Origin of the sequence: Allorhizobium sp. Av2 (assembly GCF_021462805.2) — a bacterium.
In the GTDB taxonomy this organism is placed as follows: Bacteria; Pseudomonadota; Alphaproteobacteria; order Rhizobiales; family Rhizobiaceae; genus Allorhizobium; species Allorhizobium vitis_G.
In genome coordinates, this window is record NZ_CP192697.1 from 802,292 (window position 1) to 819,844 (window position 17,553).

Sequence of the window (17,553 nt, forward strand, 5' to 3'; positions counted from 1 at the left end):
GCGATGAAATATCTCTCCTACTGGCACGACACCGCCCCGCAATTTGCCGAGGGCGTCACGGGCGCAATTGAAGGCGATTTTGATGTCGCCGTGATTGGCGGCGGCTTTACAGGCCTCGCTGCCGCCCGCCAACTGGCGCGAGGCGGAGCAAGGGTGATCGTGCTGGAGGGGCAACGCATCGGTTGGGGTGCCTCTGGCCGCAATGGCGGACACCTCAACAATGGCTTGGCCCACAGCTATCTGGGGGCCAAGGCTGAGCTGGGCAAGGAGAGGGCGATTGCGCTTTACCAAGCGCTCGACAGTTCCATCGATACCATCGAGGCGCTGATTGCCGAGGAAGGCATTGATTGCAATTTCCGCCGCGCCGGAAAGCTGAAACTGGCCTCCAAGCCACAGCATTTCGAAGGGCTTGTCCGCAATTTTGAAGCTCTGCATGAAGAGGTCGATCCCGATACGGCGCTGTTGTCGCCATCGGATTTGAAAGGTGAGGTTGGTTCATCTTTTCATGGGGCCATGCTGTCCAAAAAGAGTGCCATGATGCATATGGGCCGCTATGTCGTGGGCCTTGCGAATGCCGCCCACCGCCACGGCGCTGTGATTACTGAGCAGGCCTCTGTCACCTCTGTTGAAAAGCACGGTGGCCGCCATCGCCTGACCACTGGGCGGGGCCATGTGACGGCCAAAGATGTGCTTGTGGCCACCGGGGCTTATACCACGCCCAATTTCAGCTTCTTCCGCCGCCGCATCATTGCTGTCGGCAGCTTTCTGATTGCCACACGACCTTTATCGGACACGGAAGTGGCGAGCGTGATGCCGGGTAACCGCACCTGCGTCAACACCATGAACATCGGCAATTACTGGCGCTTGTCGCCCGACAATCGCTTGATTTTCGGCGGTCGCGCCCGTTTCTCCGCCACATCGGATCAGCAATCGGATGCCAAAAGCGGCGAAATCCTGCGCCAATCCCTTGCCGCTATTTTTCCGCAGCTTGCCAAGGTCGAGATCGACTATTGCTGGGGTGGTCTGGTGGATATGACCAAGGACCGCTATCCCCGCGCAGGATATCAGGACGGTTTGTGGTACGCCATGGGCTATTCCGGCCACGGTGCCCAGCTTTCCACTCACCTTGGCATGATCATGGCCGATACCATCCTGGGCAAGCCCGATGCCAATCCGCTGAAGGGGGTGGACTGGCCTGCCGTGCCGGGACATTTCGGCAAGCCATGGTTTTTGCCGTTGGTGGGCATGTATTATAAGATTCTCGATAGATTTCAGTGAGAAGGACAGCCTGCAATCGTGCAGGGTCATTGGATTTGCGGATGCATGAAAGCTTTGCGCGTCTGCTTGACATGCTCTCCCAAGCCATCGTCTGGCGTCGCGCTTGCGACAAAACGCACATGTCATGTGTGGCTGTATTATTCTATGGGAGACCGCGTTGATGAATCTCTGAAAGGAAATGGCCAATGACGAGCGACTGGGTGGACTGGTTCCCTATCGTCTTCTTTCCGGCAAAGATTATCGTGTTGGGCACGGCCATGTTCTTCGCCATAAAATGGCATCACGATCAGGATAAAGCAGAGAAGAAGAAAAACGAAACCAGCGAAGCGGATGCGACCGCCGAAAAGACCGTTGACGCGTCAAATGAGAGCCTGTGAGGTTCAGATTGAACCTGACAGATTCTCGATTTTCTTGTTTTCGTTTGTCTTTTCGGGAAAACGAGGCTCCTCTTTTTCCTGAAAAAACTCTAGATGGGCGGTCTAAAGCCCAATCAACACACTCTTGCTTTTGCGATTGGCATGGTACGCTTCGCGGCCCAAATCTTTGCCAATGCCGGATTGCTTGTAACCGCCTGTGGGCAAAATATGATCCCGCGACCGGCCATAGCGGTTGACCCAAACGGTACCCGCCTGAAGTGAGCGTGTCAGGCGAAGGGCGCGGGAGATATCGCGGGTAAAAAGTCCAGCGCAAAGGCCATAGGTGGGGTGGTCGGCCAAAGCCAGTGCCTCGTCTTCATGCTCAAAAGACTGGATGGTCAAGACGGGGCCGAAAATTTCTTGCGTCACAGCCGGAGAATGCTGATCGACATGGGAGAGCAAGGTTGGCGTATAAAAATACCCATCGCCTTCCATGATGTCGCCGCCCGTCAGACATTCCGCCCCGGCATGAATGGCGGCCTTGACGATGCTGTCGATCCGGCCGCGCTGGCGTTCGGAAATGATCGGCGAATAATGGCTGGCCTCATCCCAGGTTGGGCCAGCTTTCACGGCCTTCATCTTGGCAATGATCGCTTCTGCCAAAGGCTCCATAACGCTGCGCTCAACAATCAGGCGTGAGCCAGCCACGCAGGCTTGGCCTGCGTTGGAAAGAATGCTTTGGGCAATGGCGGCGGCGGCCTTGTCCAGATCGGCATCGGCAAACACCAGTTGCGGGCTTTTGCCGCCAAGCTCCAGTGTCATGGGTTTGACCCCCGTGCGAGCAATATTGCCCATGATGGCCTGACCAGCTCCGGTGGAGCCAGTAAAGCTGACCTTGGCGATATCCGGGTGCCCGGTGATGGCATTGCCGGTCACAGCACCATCGCCCAGCACGATATTGATCAAGCCCGCCGGAATCCCGGCCCTCACTGCCAATTGCGCCAGATAGATGCTGGAAAAAGGTGTCATTTCTGATGGTTTCAGCACCACCGCATTGCCAGCAGCCAGCGCTGGCCCAAGCTTCCAGCCTGCCATGGAAACCGGGAAATTCCATGGCGTGATGGCTCCCACCACGCCATAAGGCTCACTCATGATCATGCCGAGACTATCACTATTCGTGGGCACCAGCGCATCGCCTTCCTTGTCCGCCATTTCGGCAAAAAAGCGGATTTGCTCGGCGGTGACGGCAATGTCCCCAGCAATCAGATGACCGACGGGGCGGGTGGAGGAGAGAGCCTCCAGCTTGGCCAATGTTTCGGCCTCGCTTTCAATCAGTTCTGCCCAGCGTTGGAGCACAACGGTGCGTTCGCGTGGGCGCACGCTGCCCCATTTGCTGGTTTTCAGCGCCTGCTTTGCGGTTTGAACGGCCCGATCCACCATGTCCTCATTGGCAATCGGACACCCGGCATAGGCCTTGCCATCTGACGGGCGGTACATGTCGATTGCGCCATTGGTATCCACCAGCGTATCGCCAATGAAATGGCCGATGGGCAGGGCGATGGTGTCTGGATCGAAGCTGAGGGTCATGGTGGTTCCTTAGGCTAGAGCATCGGACCGAAAAGTGGGAACCGGTTTTCGGGTAAATCCGATGCCCAAACAAAAGCTTAGAGCATCGTGCGGATTCCGATTTTCTGCACGATGCTCTAAGCTCGGCTTACGCCATGATGGTGACGTAGATTTTCTTCACCGTTTCAATGGTCTTCCACACGCCAACAAAGCCCGGCTTCATGATGAAATGATCGCCCGCCTTGTAAATCACCGGCTCGCCGCCATCGGGTGTGATCTCCACAACGCCCGACAGGATATGGCAGTATTCAAAGCTCTCGCCCTTGATCGACTTGGTCTCACCGGGGGTGGCTTCCCACACGCCGGTGTGGATCATCTCGCCACGGCAGACATCCTGCGGCCATGTCTTGAAAGCCGGATCGCCAGAGATCAAACGCTCTGGCAGGGCCTTGGATTCTTTCGGCGTAAACGTTGGGTTGGTGTCGATGCTTTTCAAAAGAGACATGGATTAGTCCTCGGTTCAGAGTTGGCAGCAGTGGTCTGCGAGAGCGGTGATCATGGTCTGGCAGGTGGCCAGCTCATCCATCAGGATATATTCGTTGGGCTTGTGGGCGCGGCTGATATCGCCGGGGCCGCAGATGATGGCATCGACACCCGCTTGCTGGAAAAGCCCGGCTTCGGTGCCGTAGCTCACGGCAGCCAATGGCTCGGTGCCTGTGAGTCGGTGCAGCAGCGCGGCAAGAGGGGCGTTTTGGGGGAGTGAGAGTGCCGGATAAGCACTCATCTCTGTCCATTCCACGCCAAAACCCGTGCTGATGAGGGCTTCCACCGCCTGACGAACAGGCTGCAAAAGCACTGCGGGATCAACGCCAGAAATGGCGCGGGCTTCAAACTCGGCCTCACAGGTATCAGGAATGATATTGACGGCTTGTCCCCCGCGCACGGTTCCCACTTGCAGCGAGGAATAGGGCGGTTCAAACACCGCTTCAAACGGACCATTTGTCAAAGTTTTTGCGGCATCGCGGGCAGCAAGCAGAACCTCACTCATGGCATGAATGGCATTCAGCCCCAGATCAGGCCGCGATGAGTGGCCGGAGCGCCCGGTAATGGTGACACGGGCAGCTGCCTTGCCCTTATGGGCGCGGATGGCCCGCATGCCGCTGGGTTCGCCGATGATGGCGCCAAGCGGGCTTTCGCAAAGGCTCGGCAGTTGCGCCAGCATATGCGGCACGCCACGGCACCCGGCCTCTTCATCATAGGAAAAGGCGAGATGAATGGGACGGGCAAGCGGCATGGCGGCAAGCGTTGGAACGCAGGCCAAAGCGCAGGCCAGAAACCCTTTCATGTCGCTGGTGCCACGGCCAAAAACCCTGTCACCGTCGCGCCGCAACTGGAATGGATCGCTCACCCAGCCGCTTTCGCCTGCTGGCACCACATCCATATGGCCGGAGAGGATATAGCCGGGCACATGTTTGGGGCCGATGGTGGCAAACAGATTGCTGCGGTCGCCCTCAGGCCCGGGAAGCACGCTCACCGCCACGCCGTGGTTTTGCAGATAGTCACGGATGAAGCTGACAATCTCGCCATTGGCTGTGCCGACAACGGAAGGGAAGGCCACCAGGCGTTCGAGAATATCCAAGGGTCGCTCCATCGATCCGGTCTCGCAGTGCGGCGCAATGCTACTAAGACGCAAAGCTCACTGCCTTTGAAAAGCCGAGTGCGCCGGATCTGGAATCTACAAGCCAAGCGGTATTTTTCCTGCCGAAAGCAGGGGATATTTGGTGGAATCTTCGGTTCCGGACGCCGAGGGGAGCGGAATATACCGACGCTACTGAGACAGGCGGATCAGGGCTTTCCCGGTTCTCTTTGGCCTGGCTCTTTATGAATTGTAGAACAGTCCCGGCTTTGCATGCCGAAACCCACCAGCGCGATCCGGACGAATTGCTGCGCATAAGGCACGAGTTGAAAATTATCCCGGCCGAATGCCCATTCGCCGATCAGGCCGGAAATGGTCGCGCTCAGGGTCATGGCGGCGGAGGCGGGGCTCCAGGGCGCGGTCAATTGGCCCCTTTCGGCGGCAACCTGGAAGAGGGGCAGTAACTTTACCTTGAGCGTGCTCAGAATGCCATCCGAGTCGGTTTCCTTTATGGAAAGGTCCAGATGCAGGCTGACCCGGATCACGCCGCGCCGCCGCTCGTCGGCTTGAAGATGCGCCAGCATGTCGAACAATATTTGTTCAAGAGCAGCAAACACATCGACGGAACTGTCTGCCGGGAGCCGCGCTGCCAATTGCTCGAAAGGTTTAAAGGCCTGGTTGCGAAGGGCTTCGAGAATACCGCGCTTGTTCTTGAAATGCCAATGGACAGCGCCGCGCGTCACGCCCACCGCCTGGGCAATCTCGTCCAATGACGTCTGGTCGAAGCCTTTGGTGAGGAAAAGCTGTTCGGCAGCGTTCAGGAGCTGCATGTGGGTTTCCGCTGCTTCTTCCTTGGTTCTCCGCAATGGGTCCTCCTGGGCAAAATGGTCGGGCACGAAACGTCGTTTTCTAATTCATCACATATTTACGCGCCGCGATCAATCCTATTTACAAACGGTATGTATGTATATATATCGGAGACGCTACCGTTGGAGTGTTCCTAGCCATGCAAAAGACAAAACGATTTTTAATCACGGGTTGCGCCCTTGCAGCCCTTTCCCTTTCAACCCCTTCCTTTGCGCAGATGCCTAATGCCGGGCCGCCTGCCGTTGGCGTGGCGATTGCCAAGCTGAAGCCGATCAATGACACGACCGAGGTCAATGGCCGGGTTGAGGCGACGGATTCCGTCAATCTCGTCGCCCGTGTGACCGGGTTCCTGGAAGAGCAGCTTTTCAAGGAAGGCTCTGAGGTCAAAAAGGGCCAGGTCCTGTTCCGCATCGAGCGGCAGTCCTATGAGGCCGATCTGGATTCCAAGAAGGCAACTCTTGCCGAAAATCAGGCCACCCTTGAAAATTCGAATATATCGCTTGCTCGTAATGAGCAGCTTCGAGCCGGTGGCAGCGGCAGCCAGAGCAATCTGGACGACGCACGGGCCACGCAGCGGACTTCGATTGCTAAGGTCGCGGAATCGGAAGCCGATGTGCGCACCTCGCAGATCAATCTTGGCTATACCGATATCATCGCGCCTATCGATGGTCGAATTGGCCTTGCTTCGGTCACCGTCGGCAATGTCGTGTCGTCCTCATCGGGAACTCTGGCCACAGTGGTCAGTCAGGACCCGATGTATGTGAAATTCCCAGTATCCGTGCGCCGTCTCATCGAATTGAGGCAGCGGTTCGACAAGGACGGCGGGCTGGAAAAGAACGTGAAGCTCAAGATCCGTCTGCCCGATGGCAGAGTGTATTCCCAGGAAGGCACGCTCGATTTTTACGACATCAGCGTGTCCGAGAATACCGACTCCATCACCCTGCGCGGTACTATCCCCAATCCGTTGCTGGCAACGGGACATCGGGAGCTGGTGAATGACGAATTCGTCCGTGTCATTCTCGAAACCGTCGAGCCGACCGATTACCTCACCATTCCGCGTGCCTCGGTCATGGTCGATCAGCAAGGCTCCTATGTCTATGTGGTTGACGACAAGAGCATTGCGCAGGTGCGCCGTGTGACGCTTGGGCAGTCCACGCCGGAAATGGCTGTTGTCACCAATGGCCTCAAGGAAGGCGACAAGGTGATTACCGACGGAATCCAGCGTGTTCGGCCAAATACACCGGTCAATGCACAGCCGGCCGACCAGGCTCCACCCGCCGCACCAAAGCAGGGCTAAGCGATGTTTTCCAATATTTTCATTGATCGTCCACGCATGGCAATCGTCATTGCCATCGTGCTGACGATTGCCGGTGGCCTGGCGCTGACCAGAATATCGGTCTCACAACTTCCCGATATCGTGCCGCCACAGGTCCAGGTGACGGCCACCTATCCCGGCGCTTCCGCCGAAGTGCTGGAGCAGACCGTTGCGCAACCGCTCGAATCCAAGGTGATTGGGGTCGACAAAGCTCTCTACATGAAAAGCACCAGCGGTAATGATGGCAGCTATTCGCTGACCGTCAGTTTCGCACTGGGCAGCGATGCCGACATTAACACCGTTAACGTCAACAACCGCGTGCAGACGGCTCTGTCCTCGCTGCCCAGCGACGTTCAAAATCTTGGTGTCTCGGTCAGCAAGAAATCCTCATCCATTCTGCAATTCATCATGTTGCAGAGCGAGAAGGGCAAGTTCGATCCGCTGTTCATGACCAATTACGCGACGATCAATGTTCTGGATGAGATCTCTCGTCTTCCAGGCGTCGGTTCGGCATCGCTCTTCAGTAACATGAAGTATTCGATGCGCATCTGGTTCGATGTGGACCGTTTGTCCAGCCTTGGCCTGGTGCCTTCGGATGTCACAAGTGCGATTTCCGCCCAGAACGTCCAGGCACCTGTTGGCCGTATCGGCGCGCGTCCGGTGCCTGACGACCAGGCATTCCAGTACAATGTCCAGACCCAGGGCCGTCTCGAAACGCCTGAGGAATTCGGCAATATCGTGCTACGTGCCAACAAGGACGGCTCGGTCCTGAAAGTGAAGGATGTTGCCCGTGTCGAACTGGGCGCACAGAACGATGATACGGTCTCCCGGCGCGAAGGCGATCCGGGGGTTGCCATGGGCATTTATATGTCTCCCGGTGCCAACGCGCTGAACACGGCTGCCGCCGTCAGCGCCAAGATCGCGGAGCTGAACAGCCGGATGCCGGAAGGCATGCGCGCCAATGTCATGTACGACTCGACCACCTTCGTTGAGGATACGATTGAATCCGTCATTCATACCTTGATCGAAGCCTTCGTGTTGGTGGCACTGGTCGTCTTCCTGTTTCTCGGCAATGTCCGGGCGACAATCATCCCGATCATCGCCGTACCCGTCAGCGTTATCGCCACATTCGCGGTGCTGCTGGCGCTTGGCTACTCGGCCAATACGGTCTCGCTTCTCGCCCTTGTTCTTGCCATCGGCATTGTTGTCGACGACGCGATTGTCGTCGTGGAAAATGTCGAGCGCGTGATGGAGGAGGAGCCGGAGCTGACACCGGTTGCCGCCACCAAGAAGGCCATGGCCCAGGTCACCGGTCCGATTGTTGCGATTACCCTTGTCCTGCTCTCGGTTTTCGTTCCCATCGGCTTCATTTCTGGCATATCAGGCGAATTGTTCCGGCAGTTTTCGGTCACCATCAGTGTTGCCATGCTGATCTCGGCCATTAACGCGCTGACGCTGTCGCCGGCTCTCTGCGCCGTCTTCCTGCGCCACACCGGCGAAAAACGCGGCATCATGGGCTGGATCAGTCGCCGTATCGACAATACCCGCGACGGCTATGCCTGGGCGGTCCAGAAAATGGTTCGCATGGCGGTTCTGTCTCTGCTGATCATCGGCGTTGGCGGGGCTGGTATTTACGGCATATCGAAGATCACCCCGAGCGGCTTCCTACCGGAAGAAGACCAGGGCACGTTCTTCATCGCGGTGCAATTGCCCGATGGCGCTTCGGTGGCACGGACAAGTGGTGCGGTTGGACAGGTGGAGGATTTGCTGAAGGCTATTCCACAAATCGAAAACGTCTCTTCGGTTATCGGTTATTCCTTCCTGGACAGCTATTCGGCCAGCAATTCCGCCTTCATGATCGTGAAGCTGAAACCCTTCGCGGATCGCCCGACCGCCTTGGACAAGGTACAAGCGGTTATTGGCCGGACGTTCGGCATGGTTCAGCAGGTCAAGGCCGCCACGGTTCTGCCCTTCAACCTTCCGCCCGTTCTGGGTCTTTCCACCAGTGGCGGTTTCGAAGCGATGATCGAGTCGCTTGAGGGTGCCGATCCGGCTACCATGGCCAATGTCGCCTATGGCGTGGTCGGTGCGGCCAATCAGAACCCGCAGCTGGCGCGTGTCTTCACCACCTATGGTGCCAATGCGCCGTCGATCTATCTCGATATCGATCGTGAAAAAGCCCAGGCGCTCGGCATCAGCATCAGCGATATCTTTGACGCCCTGCAGGCAACGCTCGGTGGCTCCTATGTCAACGACTTCAACGAGTTCGGACGTACCTGGCAGGTCAAGGTCCAGGGCGATGCCGCCAATCGCCGCGATACATCGGCGCTGTGGAACATCTATGTCCGCAACTCCAATAGTGACATGGTGCCTCTCCAGTCGATTGCCGAGGTGAAGACAATCGTCGGTCCGCCAGTCATCACCCGCTATAACAACTATCGCGCCGTGACGATCAATGGCTCGGCTGCTCCCGGCACATCGTCCGGGGACGCCATGGAAGCATTCAAGCAGGTGGTTGCCAAAACCCTGCCAGCCGGCTTTGCGCTGGAATGGACGGGAACGGCCTATCAGGAACAGCAGGCCTCCGGCCAGACCGGTATCATCCTGGCACTGGCCCTGCTGTTTGCCTACCTGTTCCTGGTGGCGCTTTACGAAAGCTGGACCATTCCCGTGCCGGTTCTGCTTTCCGTCATCGTGGGTGTGTTTGGGGCCTTTGCCGGCATGGCGCTGACGCATATGACGATGGATCTCTACGCACAGATCGGCCTTGTGGTGCTCATCGCCCTTGCCGCCAAGAACGGTATCCTGATCGTCGAGTTTGCCAAGGAACATCGTGAGCAAGGCATGCCGATTGCTGATGCGGCGGTGCTGGGGGCTAAGCTGCGTTTCCGCGCCGTAATGATGACGTCGATTGCCTTCATCCTTGGCCTCGTGCCGCTGGTCTGGGCAAATGGCGCGTCGATGATGGCAAGGCACAATGTCAGTACGCCTGTCTTCATCGGCATGTTGACGGCCAGTACGCTCGGTCTGTTTGTGATCCCGATGCTCTACGTCACCTTCCAGACCGTGCGTGAAAAATTGAAGTCCTGGCTTGGCTTGGGTAAGCCACCCGAACATCATGCACCGCATAGTGACCATTAAGTCGGGCGACTAGGCGCATCGTTTGAAAAGACCGGATCGGAGATTGCAACGCGGCTTCCGATCCGGTCAATTTACATGATATTCCGGCCATTTTTACGCTTCAAAGCCGCAATTGCACTCTGTTGCCATTGCGGCTTTTCTCATTGGGCATCACGGTCTCGCCGCATAAAATGTCTTTTCTGCATGATACCTTAAGCCGATTCCGGTTTAAGCTTTTATGCTTTAAGGTCCGCGTGACACAGGATGAGGATCACATGCCGACAATATTGGATCAGCTGGAAAGCCGCCGCGCCGAGGCCCGTCTTGGCGGTGGGGAAAAGCGGATTGACGCGCAGCATGCCAAGGGCAAGCTGACGGCGCGCGAGCGGATCGAGATATTGCTCGATGAAGGCTCGTTTGAAGAATACGATATGTATGTCACCCATCGCTGCACAGATTTCGGCATGGACAGCCAGAAAGTGGCGGGCGACGGCGTCGTCACCGGTTGGGGGACGATCAATGGGCGGCAGGTCTATGTGTTTTCCCAGGATTTTACCGTGCTCGGCGGTTCGCTGTCAGAAACCCATGCGCAGAAGATCTGCAAGATCATGGATATGGCGGTTCGGGTTGGGGCGCCGGTGATTGGCATCAACGATTCGGGCGGAGCGCGGATACAGGAAGGCGTGGCTTCGCTTGCTGGCTATGCGGAAGTGTTTCGCCGCAATGCCGAGGTGTCAGGCGTCATTCCGCAGATCTCCGTCATTATGGGGCCATGCGCGGGCGGTGCGGTCTATTCACCTGCCATGACCGACTTCATTTTCATGGTGCGCGACACGTCCTACATGTTCGTCACCGGTCCTGACGTGGTGAAGACCGTGACCAACGAAATTGTCACGGCGGAAGAACTGGGCGGGGCGGGGACGCACACGAAGAAATCCTCGGTGGCTGATGGCGCCTATGAAAACGATGTCGAGGCGCTGGAACAGGTGCGGCTGCTATTTGACTTCCTGCCGCTGAACAACCGCGAAAAGCCGCCGAGCAGGCCGTTCTACGATGATCCGGCCCGGCTTGAAATGCGGTTGGATACGCTGATCCCCGACAGTTCCAGCAAGCCTTACGACATGAAGGAACTGATCCACGCGCTGGCCGACGAAGGCGATTTCTTCGAGCTTCAGGAGGCTTTTGCCAAGAACATCATCACCGGTTTCATCCGGCTGGAAGGCCAGACGGTCGGTGTCGTCGCCAACCAGCCGATGGTGCTGGCTGGCTGCCTGGATATTGATAGCTCGCGCAAGGCGGCCCGTTTTGTGCGGTTTTGCGATGCCTTTTCCATTCCGATCCTGACGCTGGTGGATGTGCCGGGCTTTCTGCCTGGCGTGGCGCAGGAATATGGCGGGGTCATCAAACACGGTGCTAAGCTGCTGTTTGCCTATTCTGAGGCGACCGTGCCGATGGTGACGCTGATCACCCGCAAGGCCTATGGCGGCGCCTATGACGTGATGGCCTCCAAGCATATTGGCGCTGACGTGAATTATGCCTGGCCGACGGCGGAAATCGCTGTCATGGGAGCCAAGGGTGCGACGGAAATTCTCTACCGTTCCGAACTGGGCGACCCGGAAAAGATCGCGGCGCGCACCCGAGAATATGAGGAGCGTTTCGCCAATCCGTTCGTGGCGGCCGAGCGCGGCTTTATTGACGAAGTGATCATGCCGCATTCATCACGCAAGCGCATCGCCCGGGCCTTTGCCTCGCTGCGTGGCAAGCAGGTTGCGACCCATTGGAAAAAACACGATACCATTCCGCTTTAAAAACTGGCCCACTTTGATAGCGGGTTCACTTCAACAACAAGATCGGACCTGTTCCGGCAGACAAGAAAGGGCGGCATGGATGTCCAAAGCCCCTGATATGACCAAGCACCGTGGATTTCCCTCCGGCATGCCCGGAACAGGTGTACAGTTCACCATTCGCCGGGCTAATCCCCGGGGCGTCACCCCCATCAAGGCCATGCCGCGCAAGGCCTATCCAGGCACCAAGGAACACCGCATCGATGCGGCTTTCCTGCACGCGCTCTGGCATCACTTCGGCGCTGAACCTTTCGAGCGTGGTAATCTGGATGCGGCCCGGCTCAATCTGCTGTTTGGGCGCGAAGTGGTGGCGGTGGAAAAGGATTTCGATCCCCTGTCCTATGAAGCGCTGCTGCGCATCGATGAGCGCGTGGCACGCCATAGCTTTCCGGAATCCTTCGACGATGTGTTTGAGGTGTGATGCGATGGTTCCTCTCCTGTTTCAACCGGATGCTGCATGATGGTTAAAGTGTCTGAGATGCCGAAGCATCGCGGGTTCCCGGCGGGCCTTCTCGGCACGCAATGGCAGTTCACGCTGCGGCGCGCCAACTCCAACGTGACAAAGCTCACCTCCATGCCGCGCCACCGCACCATGGACCAGACCGTTGCCTTGGCGGATATCGGCTTTGTGCGGGCGCTTTGGGAGTATTTTGGCGCGGAACCTTTCGAGCGCGGCAATCTGGATGGCGAGCGGCTGTGCCGTCTGTTTGGCCGGGAGCTTCTGGCCGCGGAGCGGGGTTTTGACCCGACCTCCTATACGGCCAAACTGAAACTCAATGAAAAGCTGGCCCGGAAGAACTTTCCGCAGGCCTTTGACGACACGGCAGGGGTGTGACCATGGCAATCTCCAAAATCCTGATCGCCAACCGTGGCGAAATCGCCTGCCGGGTGATCAAGACCGCCAAGCGGATGGGCATTGCCACTGTCGCTGTGTATTCCGATGCCGATGCCAATGCGCTGCATGTCAAGCTGGCGGATGAGGCGGTGCATATCGGCCCGTCGCCGTCCAACCAGTCCTATATCGTTATCGACAAGATCCTCGATGCGATCAGGCAGACCGGCGCGGATGCGGTGCATCCGGGCTATGGGTTCTTGTCGGAAAATGCCGCCTTTGCCGAGGCGTTGGACAAGGCGGGCGTTGCCTTCGTCGGCCCGCCGGTCGGCGCCATTCAGGCGATGGGCGACAAGATCACCTCCAAGAAACTGGCGGCAGAGGCGGGGGTGTCCACCGTACCCGGCCATATGGGGCTGATTGCCGATGCCGAGGAAGCGGTCAAAATCGCCGCTCAGATCGGCTATCCCGTGATGATCAAGGCGTCTGCCGGTGGCGGTGGCAAGGGCATGCGCATCGCCTGGAGTGATGCCGAGGCGCGCGAGGGTTTCCAGTCCTCCAAGAACGAGGCGATGAATTCGTTTGGCGATGACCGGATCTTTATCGAGAAATTCGTTGACCAGCCGCGCCATATCGAAATCCAGGTGCTGGGCGATAAGCATGGCACTGTGCTCTATCTCGGCGAGCGCGAATGCTCGATCCAGCGGCGAAACCAGAAGGTGATCGAGGAAGCGCCATCGCCGTTTCTGGATGCGGAGACCCGCAAGGCGATGGGCGAACAGGCCGTGGCGCTGGCCAAGGCGGTTGGATATTATTCCGCCGGCACGGTGGAATTTATCGTCGATGGCAATCGCAATTTCTACTTTCTGGAAATGAACACCCGCTTGCAGGTGGAGCATCCGGTGACGGAACTGATCACCGGGCTTGATCTGGTGGAGCAGATGATCCGGGTGGCGTCGGGCGAGAGGCTGGCTTTTACGCAAGGGGATGTGACGCTGAACGGCTGGGCGGTCGAAAGCAGGCTTTATGCCGAAGACCCCTATCGCAATTTCCTGCCGTCGATCGGCAGGCTTTCCCGCTACCGCCCGCCCAGCGAAGGCCAGCAAGCCGATGGCACGGTGGTCCGCAACGATACCGGGGTGTTCGAGGGCGGGGAAATCTCGATGTATTACGACCCGATGGTTGCCAAGCTGTGTACATGGGGCCCTGACCGGATCACCGCCATCGATGCGATGAGTGCGGCGCTGGACCGGTTCGAAGTCGAGGGCATTGGCCACAATCTGCCGTTTCTGTCGGCGGTCATGCAGCATCCGCGCTTTCGCTCCGGCAAGATCACCACAGCCTTTATCGCCGAGGAGTTTCCGGAGGGCTTTTCCGGGGTCGAGCCGGATGAGACTGCGGGCAGGACGCTGGCCGCCATTGCAGCCCTTGTCCACCAGCGGCGCGAGGCCCGTGCCGCGCAGGTCTCCGGCACCATGGGCAATCACGCCCGCACCATCGGCCGTGACTGGGTGGTGGAACTGGCAGACCGGCGTTATCCGCTGACGCTTTCGGTTGATCCCGGCAGTCTGACATTTGCCGATGGCGGCGTGATCGCGGTCGATGGTGTGTGGCAGCCTGGCCAGACGCTGGCAATTTTTGCAGTCGATGGCCAAAGCATCGGGCTTAAAATTGACCTCAAGGGGCCTGCTATCCGCCTGCGCTGGCGGGGCATGGATGTCGTGGCGCATGTTCGCAGTGCGCGCGTCGCCGAGCTTGCCCGGCTTATGCCCCGGAAATTACCGCCCGACACGTCAAAAATGCTGCTCTGCCCGATGCCAGGCGTGGTGACCGGCATTGCGGTTGCTGAAGGCGACGCCGTGGAGGCCGGTCAGGCGCTGGCGACCGTGGAGGCGATGAAGATGGAAAATATCCTCAAGGCCGAGCGGCGCGGTGTGGTCAAAAAACTGGTTGCCAAGCCGGGCCAAAGCCTCGCCGTGGACGAACTGATCATGGAATTCGAGTGATAACCATTGCGAGGGAGGCCAATCGATGACCAAAAGAAGCATTCAGGATTGGCAGTCACTTGCCGAAAAAGAGCTGAAAGCCAGTCCGGACAGCCTGACCTGGCAAACGCCGGAAGGCATCGCCATCAAGCCGCTTTATACGGCAGACGATCTTGCCGGCATGGACCATCTCGATAGCCTGCCTGGCTTTGCGCCCTTCACCCGTGGGCCACGCGCGACGATGTATGCCGGGCGGCCCTGGACGATCCGCCAATATGCCGGGTTTTCCACGGCGGAAGCCTCCAATGCCTTTTATAAGCGCAATCTAGCAGCTGGGCAGAAGGGGCTGTCCGTCGCCTTCGATCTAGCCACGCATCGCGGCTATGACAGCGACCATCCGCGCGTCGAAGGCGATGTCGGCAAGGCGGGTGTGGCGATCGACAGTGTCGAGGATATGAAAATCCTGTTCGACGGCATTCCGCTCGATCAGATGTCGGTGTCGATGACGATGAATGGCGCGGTCATTCCGATATTGGCGAGCTTCATTGTGGCGGGCGAAGAACAGGGCGTTTCGCGGGATAAATTGTCGGGCACCATTCAGAACGATATCCTGAAGGAATTCATGGTCCGCAATACCTATATCTATCCGCCTGAGCCTTCGATGCGGATTGTCGCAGATATTATCGACTATACCGCCCGGGAAATGCCGAAGTTCAACTCGATCTCGATCTCCGGCTATCATATGCAGGAGGCAGGTGCGACGCTGGTGCAGGAACTGGCCTTCACGCTTGCCGATGGCCGTGAATATGTGCGGGCAGCGCTGGCCAAGGGCCTGGATGTCGATGCCTTCGCAGGCCGCCTGTCGTTCTTCTTCGCCATTGGCATGAATTTCTTTATGGAAGCGGCAAAGCTGCGGGCCGCCCGGCTGCTGTGGACCCGGATCATGCAGGAGTTTAACCCCAAAAATCCGGGCTCGTTGATGCTGCGCACCCATTGCCAGACATCTGGCGTGTCGCTGGCCGAGCAGGACCCGTATAACAACATTGTCCGCACGGCGTTTGAGGCGATGTCGGCGGTGCTGGGTGGTACGCAATCGCTGCATACCAATTCCTTCGATGAAGCCATTGCGCTTCCCACCGAGTTCTCCGCGCGCATTGCCCGCAATACCCAACTGATCTTGCAGCATGAAACCGGGGTGACCAAGGTGGTCGATCCGCTGGCTGGTTCTTACTATGTCGAAAGCCTGACCAAGGAACTGGCGGATGCGGCCTGGGCGCTGATCGAAGAGGTGGAAAGTCTGGGTGGCATGACCAGGGCGGTGGCTGACGGCCTGCCCAAACGCCTGATCGAGGAGGCCGCCACCCGTCGCCAGGCGGCTGTGGACCGCCGCGAGGAGGTGATCGTTGGCGTCAACAAATATAGGCTGGAAACCGAGGACGAGATCGACATTCTCGATATCGACAATGCCACTGTCCGTGTTGGCCAGATCAAGCGCCTTGAAGACACCAAGCGCCGCCGGGATGCAAAAGCGGTGGAGGCGAGCCTGTTGGAACTGACCCGCATTGCCAAAACCGGAGAAGGCAACCTTTTGGCCGCCGCCGTCGATGCCGCCCGCGCCCGCGCCACCGTGGGAGAAATATCGGATGCCATGCGGTCGGTGTTTGGCGATCACACCGCCGTGCCCAAAGTGGTGTCCAAGGTCTACGGCGACCGCTATCACGACGATCCCGAATACCAGACGCTTGTCGGCCAGCTATCGGATTTTGCCACGGTGCTGGGTGCAAAGCCGAAGATCATGGTGGCCAAGCTTGGCCAGGATGGTCATGACCGGGGTGCCAAAGTCATTTCTTCGGCGTTTGGCGATATTGGCTTTGACGTCATCGCCGGTCCGCTGTTCCAGACCCCGCAAGAGGCCGCTGATCTGGCCATCGGCCACAAGGTGCAGGTCGTCGGCATGTCCTCGCTGGCGGCTGGCCATAAAACCCTTGCGCCACAATTGGTTGCCGCGCTCAAGGCTAAAGGTGCGGAAAACATCATCGTCGTGGTTGGCGGCGTCATCCCAAGACAGGACTATCAATTCCTCCTCGACCACGGCGTCGCCGCCGTCTTCGGCCCAGGAACAAACGTGCTCGAGGCCGCCCGCGCCGTCATCAATCTCATGCAGGGGCGATTGCGAAACCAATAATGCTAAACTGATGGTTTGGAGGTTTTTCGGACAGCACACGGGTGACGGAATTATTTTTATCAAAATAGTTTGAATACTAATTATATCTATGCTATCTCGAGATTATGAGCAATGATCTCGACACGCGCAGAAATTTGACCAGTCAGTTGTTTTCGGCCGCGCGCCTCTGGCGCCGGACGATCGATCTGATTCTGGCCGAGCATGGAATTTCCGAGGCCTGCGCTTCGCCCCTGGTGTGGATCGGGCGGTTGGGGGGCGGTATCCGCCAGATCACCCTTGCCGAGCATGTCGGCATCGAGGGGCCTTCGCTGGTGCGGCTGCTTGATCAGCTTGAATCCTCGGGAATGGTGATGCGCAAGGACGATCCCACCGACAGGCGGGCCAAGGGCCTTTGGCTGACGCCTGAAGGCAAGCGCATGGCAGCGCGGATAGAAGCTGTGCTGGACGAGGAAAGGGCAGGGGTCTTTGAAGGGATATCCCAGGCGGATCTAGAAACGACTCTGCGCGTTTTAATGGAGTTTCAGCAACGCTGCGTCGATATGCGGGCGAGCCGGGACAAGAAGGACTAG

14 protein-coding genes are annotated in these 17,553 nt (G+C 58.1%); 10 read left to right on the top strand and 4 right to left on the bottom strand.

The annotated features are described in order from the left end of the window. The first annotated feature begins 3 nt into the window (after positions 1 to 3). Positions 4 to 1,278 (top strand): NAD(P)/FAD-dependent oxidoreductase, encoded by a 1,275-nt coding sequence (locus tag FS819_RS21385; RefSeq protein WP_156550413.1) that lies wholly within the window; start codon positions 4 to 6, stop codon positions 1,276 to 1,278. A gap of 185 nt (positions 1,279 to 1,463) precedes the next feature. After that, positions 1,464 to 1,655: a hypothetical protein gene (locus FS819_RS21390; RefSeq protein ID WP_070165459.1), complete on the top strand. Its 192-nt coding sequence runs from the start codon at positions 1,464 to 1,466 to the stop codon at positions 1,653 to 1,655. 102 nt (positions 1,656 to 1,757) lie between these two features. Here the strand turns inward: FS819_RS21390 and FS819_RS21395 are convergent, their stop codons facing one another. The 4 genes from FS819_RS21395 to FS819_RS21410 all read right to left on the bottom strand — a co-directional run bounded on the left by FS819_RS21395 (position 1,758) and on the right by FS819_RS21410 (position 5,666). Next, entirely contained in the window at positions 1,758 to 3,221 is a 1,464-nt protein-coding gene (locus FS819_RS21395; RefSeq protein WP_156550412.1) for an aldehyde dehydrogenase family protein, read from the bottom strand. Positions 3,222 to 3,348: 127 nt separating this feature from the next. Then, on the bottom strand, positions 3,349 to 3,705 hold the full coding sequence (locus FS819_RS21400; RefSeq protein ID WP_156550411.1) for a cupin domain-containing protein: 357 nt from the start codon (positions 3,703 to 3,705) through the stop codon (positions 3,349 to 3,351). Between the two features lie 15 nt (positions 3,706 to 3,720). Beyond that, on the bottom strand, positions 3,721 to 4,851 hold the full coding sequence (gene argE / locus FS819_RS21405) for an acetylornithine deacetylase (protein ID WP_156550410.1): 1,131 nt from the start codon (positions 4,849 to 4,851) through the stop codon (positions 3,721 to 3,723). A 194-nt stretch (positions 4,852 to 5,045) separates the two neighbouring features. After that, positions 5,046 to 5,666: a TetR/AcrR family transcriptional regulator gene (locus FS819_RS21410; RefSeq protein WP_498724530.1), complete on the bottom strand. Its 621-nt coding sequence runs from the start codon at positions 5,664 to 5,666 to the stop codon at positions 5,046 to 5,048. Between the two features lie 176 nt (positions 5,667 to 5,842). Between FS819_RS21410 and FS819_RS21415 the strand changes: the two genes are divergently transcribed. The 8 genes from FS819_RS21415 (at position 5,843) to FS819_RS21450 (ending at position 17,553) form a co-directional block, all read left to right on the top strand. Then, positions 5,843 to 7,000 (top strand): efflux RND transporter periplasmic adaptor subunit, encoded by a 1,158-nt coding sequence (locus tag FS819_RS21415; protein WP_156550408.1) that lies wholly within the window; start codon positions 5,843 to 5,845, stop codon positions 6,998 to 7,000. A 3-nt stretch (positions 7,001 to 7,003) separates the two neighbouring features. Further along, positions 7,004 to 10,159, top strand: coding sequence for an efflux RND transporter permease subunit (locus tag FS819_RS21420; protein ID WP_156550407.1), 3,156 nt, complete (start codon positions 7,004 to 7,006; stop codon positions 10,157 to 10,159). 254 nt (positions 10,160 to 10,413) lie between these two features. After that, positions 10,414 to 11,946 (top strand): acyl-CoA carboxylase subunit beta, encoded by a 1,533-nt coding sequence (locus tag FS819_RS21425; RefSeq protein WP_156550406.1) that lies wholly within the window; start codon positions 10,414 to 10,416, stop codon positions 11,944 to 11,946. 79 nt (positions 11,947 to 12,025) lie between these two features. Further along, on the top strand, positions 12,026 to 12,403 hold the full coding sequence (locus FS819_RS21430; protein ID WP_070147586.1) for a hypothetical protein: 378 nt from the start codon (positions 12,026 to 12,028) through the stop codon (positions 12,401 to 12,403). Positions 12,404 to 12,442: 39 nt separating this feature from the next. Beyond that, entirely contained in the window at positions 12,443 to 12,817 is a 375-nt protein-coding gene (locus tag FS819_RS21435) for a hypothetical protein (RefSeq protein ID WP_070147585.1), read from the top strand. A gap of 2 nt (positions 12,818 to 12,819) precedes the next feature. After that, positions 12,820 to 14,820: an acetyl-CoA carboxylase biotin carboxylase subunit gene (locus FS819_RS21440; RefSeq protein WP_156550405.1), complete on the top strand. Its 2,001-nt coding sequence runs from the start codon at positions 12,820 to 12,822 to the stop codon at positions 14,818 to 14,820. 25 nt (positions 14,821 to 14,845) lie between these two features. Next, positions 14,846 to 16,984, top strand: a complete 2,139-nt coding sequence (gene scpA, locus FS819_RS21445) for a methylmalonyl-CoA mutase (protein WP_156550404.1) — start codon at positions 14,846 to 14,848, stop codon at positions 16,982 to 16,984. 104 nt (positions 16,985 to 17,088) lie between these two features. Further along, on the top strand, positions 17,089 to 17,553 hold the full coding sequence (locus FS819_RS21450; protein ID WP_156550403.1) for a MarR family winged helix-turn-helix transcriptional regulator: 465 nt from the start codon (positions 17,089 to 17,091) through the stop codon (positions 17,551 to 17,553).

Bases quoted from the DNA above. Each gene is read 5' to 3' on its own strand.
- FS819_RS21425 (WP_156550406.1), top strand. From the start codon at position 10,414: ATGCCGACAATATTGGATCAGCTGGAAAGCCGCCGCGCCGAGGCCCGT.
- FS819_RS21450 (WP_156550403.1), top strand. From the start codon at position 17,089: ATGAGCAATGATCTCGACACGCGCAGAAATTTGACCAGTCAGTTGTTT.
- FS819_RS21385 (WP_156550413.1), top strand. From the start codon at position 4: ATGAAATATCTCTCCTACTGGCACGACACCGCCCCGCAATTTGCCGAG.
- scpA (WP_156550404.1), top strand. From the start codon at position 14,846: ATGACCAAAAGAAGCATTCAGGATTGGCAGTCACTTGCCGAAAAAGAG.
- FS819_RS21410 (WP_498724530.1), bottom strand. From the start codon at position 5,666: ATGCAGCTCCTGAACGCTGCCGAACAGCTTTTCCTCACCAAAGGCTTC.
- FS819_RS21430 (WP_070147586.1), top strand. From the start codon at position 12,026: ATGTCCAAAGCCCCTGATATGACCAAGCACCGTGGATTTCCCTCCGGC.
- FS819_RS21395 (WP_156550412.1), bottom strand. From the start codon at position 3,221: ATGACCCTCAGCTTCGATCCAGACACCATCGCCCTGCCCATCGGCCAT.
- FS819_RS21390 (WP_070165459.1), top strand. From the start codon at position 1,464: ATGACGAGCGACTGGGTGGACTGGTTCCCTATCGTCTTCTTTCCGGCA.
- FS819_RS21400 (WP_156550411.1), bottom strand. From the start codon at position 3,705: ATGTCTCTTTTGAAAAGCATCGACACCAACCCAACGTTTACGCCGAAA.
- argE (WP_156550410.1), bottom strand. From the start codon at position 4,851: ATGGAGCGACCCTTGGATATTCTCGAACGCCTGGTGGCCTTCCCTTCC.
- FS819_RS21415 (WP_156550408.1), top strand. From the start codon at position 5,843: ATGCAAAAGACAAAACGATTTTTAATCACGGGTTGCGCCCTTGCAGCC.
- FS819_RS21420 (WP_156550407.1), top strand. From the start codon at position 7,004: ATGTTTTCCAATATTTTCATTGATCGTCCACGCATGGCAATCGTCATT.
- FS819_RS21435 (WP_070147585.1), top strand. From the start codon at position 12,443: ATGGTTAAAGTGTCTGAGATGCCGAAGCATCGCGGGTTCCCGGCGGGC.
- FS819_RS21440 (WP_156550405.1), top strand. From the start codon at position 12,820: ATGGCAATCTCCAAAATCCTGATCGCCAACCGTGGCGAAATCGCCTGC.